This window comes from Streptomyces sp. TLI_171 (genome assembly GCF_003610255.1).
GTDB lineage: Bacteria > Actinomycetota > Actinomycetes > Streptomycetales > Streptomycetaceae > Kitasatospora.
On the sequence record NZ_RAPS01000001.1, the window covers coordinates 5,381,990 to 5,400,241 of the forward strand.

Below are 18,252 nucleotides of genomic sequence, written 5' to 3' on the forward strand. Positions count from 1 at the left end.
GCTCCTTGGCGTGGGGTAACCGGTGAGTTAACGTCTTTGAGCCAGCGATCGCTGGGTACAGATCACATCTCCGGTACGGCGCAGCGTTGTTCTGTCTTTCGTAAGGCTGGCATGCCCATGCCCTGGCAAGGAGGACCCGCATTGACCACCCCCGTGACCACTGGACGCCGCCGGCTGCTGGCCGTACCGGCTGTTCTGGCACTGGCGTTGACCGCCGCCTGCTCGAACAGCTCGTCCTCCGGGGGCGGTAGCGGCTCGTCCGCGGCCGCCCTCACCGGGGATTGCGCCAAGTACCAGGCGTACGCGGGCCACTCCGGCACCAAGGTGACGATGTACGCGTCGATCCTCTCGCCGGAGTCGGACTCGCTGGAGAAGTCCTGGGCCGACTTCAGCAACTGTACGGGCATCAAGATCGTCTACGAGGGCTCCAACGACTTCGAGTCGCAGCTCCCGGTCCGGGTGACCGGCGGCAACGCACCCGACCTGGCGATCATCCCGCAGCCCGGCCTGCTCACCCAGATGGTGAAGTCCGGCAAGGTGGTCAAGCCGCCGCAGCAGACCGTCGACAACGAGAACAAGTGGTCGCCGGTCTGGAAGGAGTACGGCTCGGTCAACGGGACGTTCTACGCCGCGCCGATGAGCGCCAACATGAAGTCCCTGGTCTGGTACTCGCCCAAGGCGTTCAAGGCCGCCGGCTACGAGGTGCCGAAGACCTGGGCCGAGCTGATGGCGCTCAGCGACAAGATCGCCCAGACCGGCGCGGCGAAGCCGTGGTGCGGCGGCATCGGCTCCGGCACCGCGACCGGCTGGCCGGCCACCGACTGGCTGGAGGAGGTCGTCCTCGGCAGCTACGGCGGCGAGGTCTACGACCAGTGGGTCAGCCACAAGGTGAAGTTCTCCGACGAGAAGATCACCACGGCGATGAAGACCGTCGGCGACTGGATGCAGAACCCCGCCTGGGTGAACGGCGGCTTCGGCGACGTCAAGTCGATCGCCACCACCACGTTCCAGGACGCCGGCACCCCGATCCTCAGCAACAAGTGCGCGATGCTCCAGCAGGCGTCCTTCTACCGCGCGCAGTGGCCCAAGGGCACCAGCATCGGGCCGGACGGCGACGTCTTCGCCTTCCACCTGCCCGCGGTGAACGCGCAGGTCAACAGCCCCGTCGAAGGTGGCGGCGAGTTCCTGGCCGCGTTCTCCGACCGGCCCGAGGTGCAGGCGGTGCAGAACTACCTGTCCACCTCGGAGTGGGCCAGCAGCCGGGTCAAGGTCTCGCCCGGCTGGGTCTCCGCCAACCAGGGCGTGGACAAGAGCCTGTACACCGACCCGATCGACAAGCTGTCCGCCGAGTCGCTCACCGACCCCGCGGCCACCTTCCGCTTCGACGCCTCCGACCTGATGCCCGCCGCCGTCGGCTCCGGCGCCGAGTGGAAGGCCCTCACCGCCTGGTTCGCCGAGGGCCAGTCGATCCAGAAGACCGCCGGCGACATCGACTCGGCCTGGCCGTAGGAAGTCGCCCCCCCGGGCAGCGCGGGCCGCACCCGCCCGCGCTGCCCCTCCCCATGCCTTGAGGAAGGACCCTCCGCATGCACACCGATCCCCGGTCAGCCGGGCCGGCGCTGCAGCTCGCCGACTCGCTGTGGCAGGACGCGGCGATCAAGTTCGGCAACACCGCCGGCGCCGTCCTGGGCTTCGTCGGCGTGTTGCTGGCCGTGTTCTTCGTGGCCGGCCGCGCCACCGGCCGCTTCTCCCGGCCGCTGGCCGTCGTGCTGATGCTCGGCCCTGCGGTCCTGCTGCTGCTCACCGGCCTGGTGGTGCCGCTGCTGCGCACCGTGGTGCTGAGCTTCTACGACGCCGACGGGCTGAACTTCGTCGGCGGCAAGAACTACGGGTGGGCGGCGACCAGTTCGCCGATCCACAGCGTGCTGCTGAACACCCTGATCTGGCTGGTGGTGGCCCCGCTGGTCGCCACCGGGCTCGGCCTGGCGCTGGCCATGATGGTGGACCGGATGCGCGGGCAGGCGATCTACAAGTCGCTGATCTTCATGCCGATGGCGGTCTCGCTGGTGGCCGCCTCGCTGATCTTCAAGCTGGTGTACGAGTCGCGCGGCGCCGGACAGAACCAGGTCGGCCTGCTCAGCCAGCTCGCGGTGCTGCTCGGCTGGGACAACCCGCCGAACTGGATCCTGTCCCAGCCGCTGAACAACTTCCTGCTGATGGGCGTCATGGTCTGGGTGCAGACCGGTTTCGCGATGGTGGTGCTGTCCGCCGCGATCAAGGCCATCCCGGACGAGATCACCGAGGCCGCCCGGCTCGACGGGGCCACCGGCCTCCGGCTGTTCCTGCACGTCACGGTGCCGATGATCCGCACCACCCTGGTGGTGGTGCTCACCACCATCATGATCATCACGCTGAAGGCCTTCGACATCGTCCGCACCATGACCGGAGGCAACTTCGGCACCCAGGTGCTCGCCAACGAGATGTACTCGCAGAGCTTCGAGCAGTACAACATCGGCCGCGGCAGCGCCCTCGCGGTGATCCTCTTCCTCGCGGTGGTCCCCCTGGTGATCTACAACATCGCCCTGCTGCGCAAGGAGCGTGCGACCCGATGAGCTCCCAGTCCGCGCTCGACCAGGCTCCCGAGCCGGCCGAGGCCGCCGCCAAGCCGGACCTGCCGCCCGCCAAGGCCGTCCGCCGCGCCTTCAGCAGCCCGCTGGCGAGCATCGCGGTGGTCGCCCTCACCGCGCTGTGGACGATCCCGACCGTCGGCCTGCTGGTCACCTCGCTGCGGCCCAAGGGCGACGTGGTGTCCTCCGGCTGGTGGGAGGCGTTCGTCCACCCCGACCTCACCCTGGACAACTACCGGTCGGTGCTGTTCGACAACTCGTTCGGCAACGTCGGCGGCCTGATGCCGTACCTGATCAACTCGGTGGCGATCAGCATCCCGGCCACGGTCTTCCCGCTGGTGCTGGCCGCGATGGCGGCGTACGCGCTGGCCTGGGTCAAGTTCAGGGGCAGCGACACCCTGTTCTTCGTGATCTTCGCGCTGCAGGTGGTGCCGCTGCAGATGGCGCTGATCCCGCTGTTGCGACTGTTCTCCGGCGGCGCGCACATCGGTTCGGTCGCGGTGATCCCCGCGCTGAACCTGAAGGACACCTACGTGCCGGTCTGGCTGACCCACACGATGTTCGCGCTGCCGCTGGCGATCTTCCTGCTGCACAACTTCATCGCCCAGCTGCCGCGGGACCTGATGGAGGCGGCGGTGGTGGACGGGGCCTCGCACTTCAAGATCTTCCGCTCCATCGTGCTGCCGCTGAGCGCCCCCGCGCTGGCCTCGTTCGCGATCTTCCAGTTCCTGTGGGTGTGGAACGACCTGCTGGTGGCGCTCACCTTCGCCGGCGGCAATCCGACGGTCGCGCCGATGACCTCGAAACTCGCCCAGCTGTCCGGCTCGGACGGCAGTCGCTGGGAGCTGCTCAGCGCGGGTGCCTTCGTGTCGATGATCGTGCCACTGGCGGTGTTCTTCGCCCTCCAGCGCTACTTCGTCCGGGGCCTGCTGGCCGGGTCGGTGAAGGGCTGAGCCCCCGTCAGCCACGGGCCCCGCTGCGGACAAGTGTTGAACGCGGCGGGGCCCGCTTGTTGATGTTCGGACAAAATGATCGGATGCGGAGCGTTCGACTTCGAGTTGGCCGGAAGTCGTGGTTGTATGTGAGGGTTCTGCGGACGCGCCGGGGTCGGAGCCGGTAGGACGGAGGGCGGCACTTCTGCCGTTCATCCGGTCATCCGACCTTGGGGGGTTGGCGTGAGGATCAGAAAACGCATCGCCGGGCTGCTCGTGGCCTTGGTCACATCCGTCGGGCTGATGGTGGCGCCCCCGGCGCACGCGGTCACCGCCGTTCTCGGCAACAACACCATCGGCACCGCCACCGACTCCGGCGACTCCAACTACATCAACACCTCGCGCTTCGTGACCGGCGCCAGCGGTGGCACCGTCACCAGCGTCAGCGTGTACGTGGGCGCGGTCGGTGCCACGCCGAACGACCAGTACCAGGTCGCCGTCTACAGCGACGTGGCGGGCAAGCCGGGCGCGCTGCTCGGCAACTCCACCTCCGGCACGCTGACCGCGCACGCCTGGAACACCCTGCCGGTCGCCGCGACGCTCGCGCCGAACACGCCGTACTGGCTGGCGTACAACTCCAACGGCGTCTCCGCCGCGGTCAACAACCTGAACTACTCGACCGGCGGCCAGAGCGGCTACTCCACCGGCGGCACCGCCTACGGCACCTGGCCGAGCAGCTTCGGCGCCGTCTCCACCGGCACCCTCAACTACTCGATCTACGCCACCTACACCCAGTCCGGCGGCAGCGGCGGCACGCCCGGCGCCGGCCCGGGCAACGAGGGTCCGATCCTGCTGATCACCAACTCGGCCAACCCGTACACCACGTACTACGGGGAGATCCTCAAGGCCGAGGGCCTGAACTACTACAAGACCGTGGACATCAGCGCCGTCACCGCCACCATGCTCAACTCGTACGACGTGGCGCTGCTGGCCGAGAACACTCTGACGGCGGCTCAGACCACCATGTTCACCACCTGGGTGAACGGCGGCGGCCGGCTCGTCGCGATGCGGCCCGACAAGCAGCTCGCCGGGCTGCTCGGCCTCACCACCAGCACCGACACGCTGGCCGACTCGTACCTGAAGATCGACACCACCGCGGCGCCCGGCACCGGACTCACCTCCGACACCATGGGCTTTCACGGCACCGCCGACAAGTACACCCTGAACGGCGCCACCGCCGTCGCCACCCTGTACAGCGACGTCGCCGTGGCCACCACCAACCCGGCCGTCACCCTGCGCACCGTCGGCAGCGGCCAGGCCGCCGCGTTCACCTTCGACCTCGCCAAGTCCGTGGTGCAGACCCGCCAGGGCAACGCCGCCTGGGGCGGCCAGCAGCGCGACAACGTCGACGGCATCGAAGCCAGCGAGATGTTCTTCGGCACCGGCGGCCAGCTGAACTGGAACAACCTCGACAAGGCGCAGATCCCGATCGCCGACGAGCAGCAGCGGCTGCTCGCCAACCTGATCACCACCATCGACGCGAGCAAGAAGCCGCTGCCGAAGTTCTGGTACTTCCCGCGGGACGTCAAGGCCGTCGTGGTGATGACCGGTGACGACCACGGCATCGGCGGCACCGGCGGCCGCTTCGACGGCTACGTCGCGCAGAGCCCGGTCGGCTGCAACGTCGCCAACTGGGAGTGCGTGCGCGCCTCCTCGTACATCTACACCGACGACCCGATGACCGACGCCCAGGCCAAGGCCTACTCCGACCAGGGCTTCGAGATCGGCGTCCACGTCACCACCAACTGCACCCCGTGGGGCACCCCCGCCGACCTGCAGAACATCTACGCCACCCAGCTCGGAGCCTGGAAGGCCAAATACGCCTCGCTGCCCAACCCGGACAGCACCCGCACGCACTGCGTGGAGTGGGACGACTGGGCGACCCAGGCGAAGACCAAGCTGGCCAACGGCATCCGGCTGGACACCGATTACTACTACTACCCCGGCAGCTTCGTGCAGGACCGGCCCGGCTACTTCAACGGCACCGGCCTCCCGATGAAGTACGCGGACTCCGACGGCAGCACCATCAACGAGTACCAGGCCACCACCGAGCTGACCGACGAGTCCGGGCAGTCGATGCCCGGCACCGTCAACACGCTGCTGGACAACGCCTACAACTCCAAGGGCTACTACACCGTCCTGACCGCCAACATCCACACCGACTACGCCGCCTCCACCGCCTCCGACCAGGTCATCGCCTCGGCGAAGGCGCACGGCGCCCCCGTGGTCTCCGGCCGGCAGCTGCTCAACTGGCTGGACTACCGCAACGGTTCGGCGTTCTCCGGGATGTCCTGGAGCGCCAACACGCTGAGCTTCAGCATCACCGGCGGCGCCAACGGCCTGCGCGCGATGGTCCCGGTCAACTCGGCCTCCGGCACGCTGACCGGCGTCAAGCAGGGCACCACCTCGGTCAGCTACCGGATCGAGACCATCCACGGCGTCCCGTACGCCTTCTTCGACGGCAACGTCGGCTCCTACACCGCCACCTACGGCACCGACACGGTCGCCCCGACCGTCACCGGCTCCGTCCCGGCCAACGGCGCCACCGGCGTCTCGGCCACCACCCCGGTGAAGGCCTCGTTCAGTGAGCCGGTCCAGGCGAGCACCGTCAACGGCGCCAACGTCACCCTGAAGACCACCACCGGTTCCGTCGCGGTGACCGGCACGGTCGCGCTGGACGCCGGCACCAACACCGTCACCTTCACCCCGACCGCGGCGCTCTCGCTCAGCACCGGCTACACGCTGAGCGTCGCCAACGTGAAGGACCTCGCCAGCAACACCCAGACCGCCGCCTACACCGCGGCCTTCACCACCGCCGGCGCCCCGCCGCAGACCATCGGCAACAGCGCCGTCGGCACCCAGCTCGACGACACCGACTCCAACCACCTCAACGGCTCCAAGATCACCACCGGGGCCTCCTCGATCGCGCTCACCTCGCTCAACGTGCACACCGGGCAGATCAGCGCGGCGCCCAACAACCAGTTCCAGATCGCGATCTACAGCGACAACGCCGGCTCGCCGGACGCCCTGCTGGCCACCAGCTCGGTCGGCACGCTGAGCGCCAACGCCTGGAACAGCGCCCCGATCACCTACACGCTGGCGGCCAACACCACGTACTGGGTGATCTACAACTCCAACGGCACCAGCTCCACCGTCAACAACATGCACTACAGCTCCGGTCCGGCCGGCTCGGGCGTGTACAGCAACGCCGCCGTCCCGTTCGGCACCTTCCCGGCCGGCTTCGGCACGGCCGTCAAGGACAACCTCGTGTACTCGCTCTACGGGACCTACTGAGCGGGCTGACCGGACCGACGGTTGACGACTGCCGGGGCGGCTTGTGTCACAACTCTGTGACCAAGCCGCCCCGGCGGCTTTTTGAACCTGTTCAGAAATGGGGCTAGGGTCCTAGAGTCTCGGCACGACCAGGCGCACGGCTGGCCGAAAGCCGCCGTGCGCCAATTTTCTGAGGGGGCCTCATGTCGCAGTCGTCGTCCGGTTCGGGGGACCAACCGGGTTCGTCGGGGGCGGGTGGTCCGTCGGGTTCGGGCATTCCCGCCGGGGCTGGCGGTCCGGCGGGAACCGGTGCTCCTTCGGGAGCCGGTGCTTCGGCGGGTGTCGGTGGGGCGGCGGGCGATCCGTTCGCCGCGTTCGCGCCGCCCGCGCCGCCGGTGTTCGACAAGGTGCCGCAGCCCGGGGGAGCGCCCCGGCCGATGGGCGGGGTGGCGGCCGCCGCGGCGGCCGGGGCGGGGCCGAACCCGTACCAGTACCGGCCGTTCGCGCCGCCGCCGGAGCCGGACTGGCTGCGGCTCAGCAAGGCCCGGCCGGCCGAACCCGCCAGGCTGCGGGTGGTGGGTGCGGCGCTCGGAACCGGACTGGTCGGCGCGATCGCGCTCGGCGACGGGTTCGGCGTCAACCTGCTGCTGTGCGCCCTGGTGGCGGCCGTCGGCGCGGCGCTGACGGCGTTCGGCACCGGACGGACCGTCAAGCCGTGGCACACCGCCTTCGCGGTCGCGTCGCTGCTGCTCTGCCTGGTGCCCGCGGTCAGCGGCTCCGGCCTCGCGGTGTTCCTCGCCCTGACCGTCGCGGTCGGCGTCGCCTCGCTCGCCCTGCACGGCGGCACCCGCTGGCCCGGTGTGGCGCTCGGCTCGATCGGACTGCTGGCGCACCTGCTGCCCGGACTCGTCTGGGGCATCGCGGCGCTGAAGGACCGTCGATTTCCGGCCAGGAACCGGGTGGCCCCGGTGGCCAAGGCGGTCCTCGTCTCGCTGGTGCTGCTGATCGTCTTCGGCGCGCTGTTCTCCGGAGCCGACTCCACCGTGGCCGACCTGCTGGAGAGCCTCGTGCCGTCGGTGGACGGCGGGGAGATCCCGTTCCGCGCCGTGCTGTTCTTCGTCAGCGCGGTGGTCGCGCTCGGCGCCGCGCACACCGCCGCCGCGCCGCGCCGCTGGGACCGCGTCAACACCCCGGTCGGCAAGGAGCGCGGCCGGCTGGAGTGGGCGATGCCGCTGGTCGTGCTGAACCTGCTGTTCGGCACCTTCGTGGTGGTGCAACTCGTGGTGCTGGTCGGCGGCTACAGCTCGATCATGAGCCGCACCGGGATGACCCCGGCCGCCTATGCCCGCCAGGGCTTCTGGCAGCTGCTCTGGATCGCCGTGCTCACCCTGGCGGTCGTCGCGCTCGCCAAGTACTGGGCGCCGCGCAGCAACGAGGGTGACCGCCGGATGGTCAAGATCCTGCTCGGACTGCTCTGCACGCTCACCCTGGTGGTCGTCGGCACCGCGCTCGTCCGGATGAGCCTCTACATGGACGCCTTCGGCCTCACCCGCCTCCGGGTCAACGTCGCCGCCGTGGAGATCTGGCTCGGCCTGGTCTTCCTGATGGTGCTGTTCGGCTCCGTGCTCTCCACCCGCCGCTGGCTGCCGCGCGCCGTGGTGCTGAGCGCCGCCGCGGCCGTCGCCGTCTTCGGGCTGCTGCGCACCGACGGCCTGATCGCCCAGCAGAACATCGACCGCGAGCTGAGCAGCGGCACCCGACTCGACGTCGGCTACCTGCGCACCCTCTCCGTCGACGCCGTTCCCGCCCTGGACGGGCTCACCGGTGACTACCGCACCTGCGCGCTGCAGCCGATCGCCGCCGAGCTGGCGGACGAGGCCGCGCCGCCCTGGTACGCGATCAGCCAGGCCGAGTCCCGCGCCCGGGAGATCCTCGCCGAGCGGCCGGTGACCGCGGACCGCGGTGCGGCGTGCCGTCGGATCGGCTTCACCGGCTACGAGAGCCGGACGGACTCGTACTAGGAGTTCCGGACACGCTCCCTGTTCGTGTTCGGCGCTTGCGCCCGTGGGGGAGCGGGGGCGTCGGCGGGCGGCGGGGGGCGTCGGCGAGGCGACGGTGGTACGGAGGGTGGGGCGGTGGTCGTGCGCCCCACCCTCCGGGCGGTTCAGCGGTGGTGGGGCGTCGTCAGACGGCCATCCCCGCCGGGGCTTCGGTGGGCAGGTCTCCCGGCTTGGCCTTGACCACGAACAGAGCGGTCAGCAGGGCCACCACGGCGAAGGCGACGCCCACCACGAAGGCGTGCGAGATGGCGTACGCCAGCACCTCGTTGGCCCACTTGCTGCCAGGCGGGAAGCTCTGGTGCTGCTGGGCGTACTGCAGGTCGGCGGGCGAGGCGCTGGCGCGGAAGTCCGGCTGCTGGCGGTTGCCCTCGGAGGTGGCCGCCTTGGCGAACACCGTGGTGAGGATCGACAGGCCGACCGAACCCCCGATCTGCTGCACCGAGTTGAGCAGGCCCGAGGCGGCGCCCGTCTCGTGCGCGGCGACTCCGGCGACCGCCATCAGCATCACCGGGACGAAGATCAGGCCCATGCCGAAGCCGAAGGTCACCGTCGGGCCCAGGACGCCCAGCGCGTAGCTGCTGTCGACGTTGGTCTGAGTCAGCCAGCCGAGGCCGGCCGTCACCAGCACGGCGCCGCCGGCCATGAAGGGCTTCGGCCCCACCCGGGCCTGGTAGGCGGAGGCGATCTGGGCCGCGATGATGATGGCCACGCTGATCGGCAGGAAGGCCACGCCCGCCTTGAGCGCGCTGTACCCGAGCACCCGCTGCACGAACAGCGTCACGTAGAAGAAGATGCCGAACATCGCCGCGGCGAGGCAGAGCATCATGATCAGACCGCCGGTGCGGTTCCGCTCGCGCAACAGCCGTAGCGGGGTGATCGGTTGGGCGGTGCGCTGCTCGATCACCACGAAGGCGGCCAGCAGGGCGGCTCCGACGGCGAAGGACGCGATCGTCACGCCGTCGCCCCAACCGGCCTTGGGGTCGGCGGCGTGGATGAAGCCGTAGACCAGGCTGACCAGGCCGAGCGTGGAGGTCAGTGCGCCCGGCAGGTCGAAGGTGCCCGGGTGCCGCTCCGACTCGTTGATGTACCGCGGAGCGGCCCAGGCGATCAGGGCGGCGATCGGCACGTTGACGAAGAACACCCAGCGCCAGTTGAGGTACTCGGTGAGCACCCCGCCGGCCAGCAGCCCGATCGCGGCGCCGGAACCGGCCACCGCCGAGAAGACCCCGAAGGCGCGGTTGCGCTCGGGGCCCTCCTTGAAGTTGGTGGCGATCAGGGCGAAGGCCGTCGGTGAACAGATCGCCCCGCCGATGCCCTGGAGCGCGCGGGCCGCCAGCAGCATGCCCCCGTTCAGCGCGAAGCCGCCGAGCAGCGAGGCCAGCCCGAACAGCAGCACGCCGACGATGAACACCCGGCGGCGGCCGAGGATGTCGCCGGCCCGGCCGCCGAGCAGCAGCAGGCCGCCGAAGGTCAGCGTGTAGGCGTTGATCACCCAGGACAGGTTGGTGGTGGAGAACTTCAGCGCGTCCTGGATGTGCGGGAGCGCGATGTTCACGATGGTCGCGTCGAGGACGACCATGAGCTGGGTGGCCGCGATGACCGCGAGCGTGACGCCCTTGCGTCGCTCGCCACCGGACCCGGGTGGAGCGGACTTGCTGAGCATGTCGGAGATAGCCACTGATGTGCCCCCTGCTGGCCACTGCTGTTCGGTATGGTTCTCGTTGGTGCGAATAGTGAACGGCGACGTTCACTGCGGGGGACGATAGTCCGCGCCGATAGTGAACGCAACCGTCTTTTAGGGTGGATGACGATGGATCAGCCGGACCGCCGGCAGTCGGCCGACGGCCCCGCGGAGGGCCCCCCGCAGCGCAGGCGGGGGAAGGCGCTGGAAGCGGCGATCTTCGAGGCCGCGCTCGACCAGCTCACTTCGGGCGGATTCGCCCGGATGACCATGGAGGGCGTGGCCGGCGCGGCCCAGACCGGGAAGGCCGCGCTCTACCGCCGTTGGGCGTCCAAGGCGGACCTGGTGATGGACGCGGTGGTCGCCGCCATGCCGCCGCAGACCGACGTTCCCGACCTCGGGTCCGTGGAGGCGGAGCTGCGGCGCATCATCGTGACGTACGTCGGGGTGATGGGCTCCCCGATCGGTGCCGCCGTCCGCACGCTGATGGGTGAACTCGACCACGAGCGAGCCGAGTTCTTCAAGGGCTTCCTGCACGAGCGGGTGTTGGGGCCGACCACCGAGGGGATCCTCGCGGTCCTCCGCCGCGGCGAGGCCCGGGGTGACGTCCGGCGCGGCGCGGCGGTGCCCACCGTCGCCGACGTGCTGCCGGCCATGCTGCTCTACCGCTCCAAGTTCTGCGGCGGGGTGATCGACGAGGCGTTCGGCGCAGAACTGCTGGAGCAGATCCTGCTGCCGATGATCCGGCCGGTCCGTCCGTAGGCGCCGCCGTGCGTGCCGGGGGCCCGGGCAGGCGGCGGACCGGGGTGTCCCGGCGGCGGCGTACGCTGAAGGTGGCCGGGCAGTCCGTCGTCGACGGGGGTCCGGCCGTGCTGCCGGTCAGAACGCCCGCCCGCCCGCTCAGTGAACGGACTCCGTCGATGCCGTACGACCCGCCGACCCACTCGGTCGAGCGCTCCCTGCGCCGGGCCGGCGCCCGACTGGTGGTCGGCCTGGACGAGGTGGGCCGTGGCGCCTGGGCCGGGCCGGTCATGGTCGGCGCCGCCGTCACCGGACTGCGCCGGCCGCCGGAGGGCCTGACCGACTCCAAGCTGCTCACCGAGCGGCGGCGGGACGCGCTGGCCCCGGTGCTGGAGGAGTGGGTGACCGCCTACGCGCTCGGTGCCGCCTCGCCGCAGGAGTGCGACGACCTCGGCATGACGGCCGCGCTCCGGCTGGCCGCCGTCCGCGCGCTGGAGGCGCTGCCGGTGCAGCCCGACGCGGTGATCCTGGACGGCAAGCACGACTACCTGGGCGGTCCGTGGAAGGTCCGCACGGTGATCAAGGGCGACCAGTCCTGCGTCTGCGTCTCCGCCGCCTCGGTGCTGGCGAAGGTCCGGCGGGACGCGCTGATGGCCGAACTCGGCGCGGACCACCCGGCGTTCGCGTTCGACGAGAACGCCGGCTACCCGTCGCCGACGCACCGCGCCGCGCTGGACGAGCTCGGGCCGACCGAGCACCACCGGCTGTCCTGGGCCTACTTGGACGCCCTGCCGCGCTGGAGCCACCTGAAGCGGCAGCGGACCGCGGCCGACACCGGCGAACAGCTCTCGCTCGGATTCTGAGCGGGGCGCGGGCCGCTGGCCCGCAAGCCCCTCTCCGGGGGCGACTTCCACCGGATCCTGACGGTTCGTCAGCATTCATTCCCCCGTCACCGGGGCGTTGTCGCGCCGGGGTGCGTGCCACGCCACACTTCCAACTGGTGGGGTGCCCGTGCGCATCCGACCGGCATTTGATAGGAATCCGGGTATGCCTGTCTTCCCCGAGGAGCCGGAGATTCACGAGACGATCCCGGGCCCCGGCGTTCCCCTTCCCCACAAGTCGGACGCACCTGCCCCCCGTATGCCTTCTTCCACCGCCGTCGCCGCTCCGGTCCCGGGCCCCCGCCCGGCGCCGCCGCGTCCCGCGCCGCCCCGCGCGGACCGTCCGGTCCCCGGACCGCGGCCCGCGCCCCGACCCAAGCCCGGCCCCGCCCCGCGGCCCGGGCGCCCGACCGTCCAGCTCCTCTCCGTCACCGCGGCGGAGGCGCTCGACCGCGCCGACGAAGCGGTCGACGAGCTGCTGGAGTCCGGCCGCCGCCCCGGCGACGTGCTGGTGCTGACGGTCGGTGAGGCCCACCCCTGGCAGCAGCACGAGCTGAGCTTCGGCGAGGAGCGCTACTGGGCGCAGCTCGCCGACGGCGGCGACGTGTTCTACGCCGATGCCGCCGCGACGCGTCCGCTGCGCCGCGACGTGGTGGTGCTGGTCGTCAACGAGGGCCGCTCGGAGCGGGTGGCGGCTGCTGCGCGCACCGCGCTGGAGCGGGCCGCGAAGCTGCTGGTGGTCTGCGGCGACACGGACGCCGTCGCCCCGCTGTTCGCCTGACGGTCCGTCCGTCCGGGTTTCCTTTCACGGCCGGGTTCGCCGGGCCGGCGCGCCGAGGGTTGCTGTCGGCGTTGGCTCTGGCGGCCGCCCGGTCCGGCTCTACGGTCCGGTTTCCGGGTCGGTGTTCCCGGGCCGCTGTTCCGGCTCGGCTCCGTGTGGTCGGGGCTTGACCGGCTCTCCTGTCCGACGTTCTGGCTCGGTGGTCGCGGGTCGCCGTTCCGGCTCGGCTCGGCTCCGTGTGGTCGGGGCCGGACCGGGGCGGGTGGGTCAGGGGTGTCGGTGCCCGGGGTGACTTCGGGCGGTGCGGCCGTGCGGCTCGGCGTCAGCGGGTGGCGGTGCGGCGGACCGGTTGGCTCTCGCGGGGGCCTTCGAGGGCGCGGAGCGCGCTCAGCGAGGTGACCGGGACGACGACGGCGGCTGGCGGCTCGACGGCCGGTGGGCCGGGCGGCTCCGGACGGAGGTCGCGCGGTAGCCGCGGCGGCAGTTCGGTGACGGTGTGGATCGGGCCGAGCGCCCACGACCCCGAGTGCGGGTTGCGGCCCCGTCGGCCGTCGCCGAGGGACTGCCAGCCGGCCGGGGTGAGCGTCAGGTACGAGCCGCAGCGCAGCCCGTGCAGCTCGGCGGCTGCGCGCAGCGCCCACATCCAGGCGCCGTCCTGATCGGTCCAGTCCGGAACGCCCTCGCGGCAGCGCAGCAGCACGGCGGTGCGGCTCGGCGCGGAGCGCTTCAGGTCGTGCGGGGTGACCCGGCGGAGCTGGCTGAGCAGCGTGTTCCGGTGGTCCCACCCGTCGCTGAACTGCGGCCGGATGCCGAACGAGGCGGAGGCCACCGCCCGGTGCCCCGCGTCCAGCACCGCGACCACCGTGGTTCCCGGCTGCGGGAGGTGCCGCTGATGCAGTTCGGTGACGAACTCACGCGGCGCGCGAAGGGGCGGCACGCCGAGGTCGATCCACTCCTGCAGCGTCACGGTCCTCGGGCTGTCGCCCCGGGAGGGACCTCGGTCGATGCCGTTGATCACGATCCTCCTTCCCGGGCCCGCAACCCCAGGGGTGTGCGGGCGTACGCCGAAGGCCGGGCCCGACGGACCGAGCGCTGGATGCCTTCCAATTCTCAGGTGAGAGCGGGTCGAGCGGCAATGATGAAATGACGAACGCCGCCCGGAATCGCCACTTTTGCTGGAGATGTTCCATGTCTGCGGTAGGGCCAATCGACTGACAGTCCAGCAAGCGGACGGTGTACGCGCTGGAACTTTCAGGTGTACGAGACGCTACCCGCGAGCTCCGCGGGTCACACCCGGCACGGCTCCCGCTCGGGGCTCACCCGACCCGCCTCACCCCCGGACCGCCAGCACCAGCGGAAGCACCGCGGTGGCACCGGCCTGGCGGAGCAGGCGAGCGGCCACCGTCAGCGTCCAGCCCGAGTCCACCAGGTCGTCCACCAGGAGCACCGGACCGGGGGCGGCGGCGAGTGCCTCGGCCAGGCCCGGGGAGAGCGCGAGGGCCCCGGCGACCGAGCGCAGCCGTTGCGCGCTGTTGCTACGCGGGCCGTGCGGTGGCTCACCGGTGGCGTACTCGACCCGGCCGAGCAGCGGCATCCGGCCGACCGAGGCCAGGCCGCCGGCCAGGTCGGACAGCAGGTGCGGGCGGGTGGAGGAGTCGAGCGCCACCACTCCCACGGGGCGGGCGAGCTGTCCGCCGTCCGGTCCGGCCTGCCCGGCCCAGCCGCCGGGGCCGCGCGCCCAGTCCGCGACCACCCCGACCATCGCGTCCAGCACCTCGCGCGGCAGCGGACCGTCCGGTGAGCGTTCGTCGAGCAGCGTCCGCAGGCGGCCTCCCCAGCCGATGTCGGAGAGCCGGCCCAGGGCCCGGCCCGGTTCGGCCTGCTGGTCGGCGGGGATGCGGCCCTTCAGCTGGATGCCGAGGGACTCCATGCCGGTCGGCCACATCCGCCGGGTGTCGAACGAGACGCCCGGGCGGCCGAGGGCGGCCCGGGCCGCGTCCAGTGCCTCGGGCGACACCTCGGCGGAGTGCCGGGGCGGGGTGCAGCGGTCACAGCGCCCGCAGGGGGCCGCTTCCGGGTCGTCGAGCTGACGGCGCAGGAACTCCATCCGGCAGCCTTCGGTGGCCACGTACTCCCGCATCGCCTGCTGCTCGGCCTCGCGGGCCCGGGCGACCTTCGCGTACCGCTCGGCGTCGTAGCGCCACGCCTCGCCGGTGGACTCCCAGCCGCCGCGCACCCGGCGGACCGCGCCGTCCACGTCGAGCACCTTGAGCATGGTCTCCAGCCGGGTGCGGCGGAGGTCGACCGAGGTCTCCAGCGCCGCCGTGGAGAGTGGTCGGCCGGCCTGGGAGAGCGCGTCGAGGGTGCGGCGGACCTGCTCCTCGGCGGGGAAGCCGATCGAGGCGAAGTACCGCCAGATCGCCTCGTCCTCCCGGCCGGGGAGCAGCAGCACCTCGGCCCGGTCCACCCCGCGACCGGCCCGGCCGACCTGCTGGTAGTAGGCGATCGGCGAGCTGGGGGAGCCGAGGTGGACCACGAAGCCGAGATCCGGCTTGTCGAAGCCCATCCCGAGTGCGGAGGTGGCGACCAGTGCCTTGACCCGGTTGGCCAGCAGCGCTGCCTCGGCCTCACGGCGTTCCGCGTCCTCCGTCCGTCCTGAGTAGGAGGCGACCGGGTACCCGCGGCCGCGCAGGAACTCGGTGACCTCCTCGGCGGCCGCCACCGTCAGGGTGTAGACGATGCCCGAGCCCGGCAGGTCGGCCAGGTGGTCGGCGAGCCAGGCCAGCCGGTGTGCCGGATCGGGCAGCGGGAGCACCGCCAGGCTGAGGCTCTCCCGGTCCAGCGGGCCGCGCAGCACCAGGGCCTGCTCCTCGCCCGCGCCGGTACCGAGCTGCTCCGCGACGTCCGCGGTGACCCGGGCGTTCGCAGTCGCCGTGGTCGCCAGCACCGGGACGCCGGGGGAGAGCTCGGCGAGCATGGTGCGCAGCCGCCGGTAGTCCGGCCGGAAATCGTGGCCCCAGTCCGAGATGCAGTGCGCCTCGTCCACCACCAGCAGGCCGGTGGACGCGGCCAGCTTGGGCAGCACCTGGTCGCGGAAGTCGGGGTTGTTCAGCCGCTCCGGGCTGACCAGCAGCACGTCGACCCGGCCGTCGGCGACCTCCTGCTGGATCTCCGACCACTCCTCCGGGTTGGCCGAGTTGATCGTCCGGGCGTGGATGCCCGCCCGGGCGGCCGAGTCGACCTGATTGCGCATCAGGGCGAGGAGCGGTGAGACGATCACCGTCGGTCCGGCGCCGCGCTCGCGGAGCAGCGCCGTGGCGATGAAGTAGACGGCGGACTTGCCCCACCCGGTGCGCTGCACCACCAGGGCCCGGCGGCTGTCCACCACCAGGGCCTCGATGGCTTTCCACTGGTCCTCCCGCAGGGTGGCGGAAGGGCCGGCGAGGTTCTGCAGCACGGCCTCGGCTGCGGCCCGGACGGCGGTGCGGTCGGCTGGGGTGCTCGGATGGAGTTCGCGCGTCTGCATGGGGTCATGGATACCGTGCCGCACGGACGGACCGCGAATGCTGGGCTGTGGACAACCTGGCGTTGATCGGTTGATAACCCGTCAAATGATCCCCAGGCGGCGAGAATGTGGGCCGTTCGGGGGAGGAGATGCTGAACCCCCCGATTTATCCACAGGCTGGGACAAATTTCGGGAACCCGAGCCCGTCGGGGTCCACGCTGTGCGACATGACCGCAGACGACCGCACCACCACCCCCGTTCCGCGCCCCGGCCACCTCCCGGTCCGGCTGCGCGGCCCCGCCGACATGGCGGAGATGCTTCCCTACCTGCTGGGCTTCTTCCCGGACGACAGCATCGTCGCGGTGGGCCTGCAGGGCCCCGGGCTCGACCAGGGCGGCGTGATCCGGATCGACATCCCGGACGACTCCGCGTGCTGGGAGCGGACCGCCGAGGATTCCGCCCGGCTGCTGGTCGAGCTCTCCGAGCAGCGCGAGCGCCGACCCGTACAAGTCCTGCTTTACCTGTGCCGAGATCCTGCCGACGGCGTCCGAACGCCCGCGGCCGCCCGGTCCGTCATGAGCAGCCTCCGGCCGCTGGCCGCCGCACTCACCCGGGCGTTCGAGTCCGAGGAAGTGGTGGTGAAGGAGGCGCTGTGCGTCTCCGCGGGCCGCTGGTGGTCCTTCCTGTGCACCGGAGTCGACTGCTGTCCGCCGGACGGCACTCCGGTCCGGGAGCCGGACCACCCCAGCCCGCTGGCCGCCGCGGCCACTTTCGCCGGCCTCGCCCCGCGCGGCAGCCGCAAGGCGATCGTGGCGGGCCTGGCCGCGGTCGGGCCGCCGCTGTCCGAGGTGCAGCGTCGGGCCCTGGAGGACGCCGGGCCGCCGTTCATCCGGGAGCTGGCCGGCCCGGGCGGCCGCCCGGCGGCGGTCGAGCGCACCGCCGAGCTGCTGGCCGAGGCGATGGCGGAATTCCGCGCCGGCGCCCGGGAGCTGGACACCGGCCGGACCGCCAGGATCCTCATCGGCCTGCAGGACAGACTCGGCCGGGACCGGGCCGCCGAGTACGCCGAACCGCACGAACTCGTCGCCGCCCAACGGCTGTGGCGGTTCCTCATCCAACGCTGCGTCGACCCGTTCGAGCACCTGGCTGCCCCACCGATGACGCTGCTGGCCTGGACGTCCTGGCTGGGCGGCGACTCCGCCACGGCGCGGATCGTGCTGGCCCGGGCCCTGGAACTGGAACCGGGCTACACCCTCGCTCAACTGCTCTACGAATCCCTGAACTCGGGCATTGCCCCCGAGGCCCTGCTCCGGGTGGTCCGCCGCGAACGCGGTACCCGGCTGAGTGAGCTGCCGGACCGGCCGTATTCGCCCGGGACCGTGCCGCCCACCGCACCACCGGGAGCCGCCGCTCCGACCTCGAAGTCACCGGTCGACCGCTTCGACCGCCATCCGCCGGAGGAGGCCGGGCGCAGTGAGGAGGGCGGGCCCGGGCCCAGTGGAGCAGGTGCGCCCGGGCCGGGTGGCGGCCGACCGGCCGGACCGCCCGACGGTCCGTCAGCCGCCGCCCGCGGGGCCGGCCGGGGGAACCGAACGCGCACCCTTCGGTCCGCCGGAGCGAGGAACCCCGGCACCCGCACCGGCGCGCACCGACACCAACACACCCTCGGAGGCTGACTTGCGCACCCTCGTCCCCCAGCAGCTCGCGAAAC

12 protein-coding genes are annotated in these 18,252 nt (G+C 71.6%); 9 read left to right on the forward strand and 3 right to left on the reverse strand.

What is annotated here, in order from left to right; all coding sequences use genetic code 11:
- The first annotated feature begins 141 nt into the window (after positions 1-141).
- The 5 genes from BX266_RS24370 (at position 142) to BX266_RS24390 (ending at position 8,913) form a co-directional block, all read left to right on the forward strand.
- The gene (locus tag BX266_RS24370) at positions 142-1,509 is read left to right on the forward strand and encodes an ABC transporter substrate-binding protein (protein WP_180290592.1); all 1,368 of its coding nucleotides are present in this window, start codon (positions 142-144) and stop codon (positions 1,507-1,509) included.
- Positions 1,510-1,586: 77 nt separating this feature from the next.
- Positions 1,587-2,612: a carbohydrate ABC transporter permease gene (locus BX266_RS24375; protein WP_099903097.1), complete on the forward strand. Its 1,026-nt coding sequence runs from the start codon at positions 1,587-1,589 to the stop codon at positions 2,610-2,612.
- Positions 2,609-3,580 carry a carbohydrate ABC transporter permease gene (locus BX266_RS24380; protein ID WP_099903099.1) on the forward strand — a complete coding sequence of 324 codons (972 nt, stop codon included), beginning with the start codon at positions 2,609-2,611 and terminating at the stop codon, positions 3,578-3,580. The genes BX266_RS24375 and BX266_RS24380 overlap by 4 nt, the downstream gene beginning before the upstream one ends.
- Positions 3,581-3,841: 261 nt before the next feature.
- On the forward strand, positions 3,842-6,913 hold the full coding sequence (locus BX266_RS24385; protein ID WP_143686985.1) for an Ig-like domain-containing protein: 3,072 nt from the start codon (positions 3,842-3,844) through the stop codon (positions 6,911-6,913).
- 416 nt (positions 6,914-7,329) lie between these two features.
- Complete coding sequence (locus BX266_RS24390; RefSeq protein ID WP_259464831.1) at positions 7,330-8,913, forward strand: DUF4153 domain-containing protein; 1,584 nt, start codon at positions 7,330-7,332, stop codon at positions 8,911-8,913.
- Positions 8,914-9,076: 163 nt separating this feature from the next.
- Here BX266_RS24390 and BX266_RS24395 read toward each other — a convergent pair whose 3' ends face one another.
- Positions 9,077-10,615 (reverse strand): MFS transporter, encoded by a 1,539-nt coding sequence (locus BX266_RS24395; protein ID WP_099903103.1) that lies wholly within the window; start codon positions 10,613-10,615, stop codon positions 9,077-9,079.
- Between the two features lie 147 nt (positions 10,616-10,762).
- Here BX266_RS24395 and BX266_RS24400 point away from each other — a divergent pair, with 147 nt between their 5' ends.
- The 3 genes from BX266_RS24400 to BX266_RS24410 all read left to right on the forward strand — a co-directional run bounded on the left by BX266_RS24400 (position 10,763) and on the right by BX266_RS24410 (position 13,036).
- On the forward strand, positions 10,763-11,395 hold the full coding sequence (locus BX266_RS24400) for a TetR/AcrR family transcriptional regulator (protein WP_180290593.1): 633 nt from the start codon (positions 10,763-10,765) through the stop codon (positions 11,393-11,395).
- 158 nt (positions 11,396-11,553) lie between these two features.
- Positions 11,554-12,237, forward strand: a complete 684-nt coding sequence (locus tag BX266_RS24405) for a ribonuclease HII (protein ID WP_099903107.1) — start codon at positions 11,554-11,556, stop codon at positions 12,235-12,237.
- A gap of 277 nt (positions 12,238-12,514) precedes the next feature.
- Complete coding sequence (locus BX266_RS24410; RefSeq protein WP_310794802.1) at positions 12,515-13,036, forward strand: hypothetical protein; 522 nt, start codon at positions 12,515-12,517, stop codon at positions 13,034-13,036.
- A gap of 322 nt (positions 13,037-13,358) precedes the next feature.
- Here the strand turns inward: BX266_RS24410 and BX266_RS24415 are convergent, their stop codons facing one another.
- Together BX266_RS24415 and BX266_RS24420 are read right to left on the reverse strand one after the other, a co-directional pair.
- Positions 13,359-14,051: a hypothetical protein gene (locus BX266_RS24415; RefSeq protein WP_399171310.1), complete on the reverse strand. Its 693-nt coding sequence runs from the start codon at positions 14,049-14,051 to the stop codon at positions 13,359-13,361.
- 315 nt (positions 14,052-14,366) lie between these two features.
- Positions 14,367-16,562: a RecQ family ATP-dependent DNA helicase gene (locus BX266_RS24420; RefSeq protein WP_099903113.1), complete on the reverse strand. Its 2,196-nt coding sequence runs from the start codon at positions 16,560-16,562 to the stop codon at positions 14,367-14,369.
- Positions 16,563-16,768: 206 nt separating this feature from the next.
- On the opposite strand from BX266_RS24420, the gene BX266_RS24425 reads away from it, so the two are divergent.
- Complete coding sequence (locus tag BX266_RS24425; protein ID WP_180290594.1) at positions 16,769-18,217, forward strand: DUF4192 domain-containing protein; 1,449 nt, start codon at positions 16,769-16,771, stop codon at positions 18,215-18,217.
- Positions 18,218-18,252 lie beyond the last annotated feature (35 nt).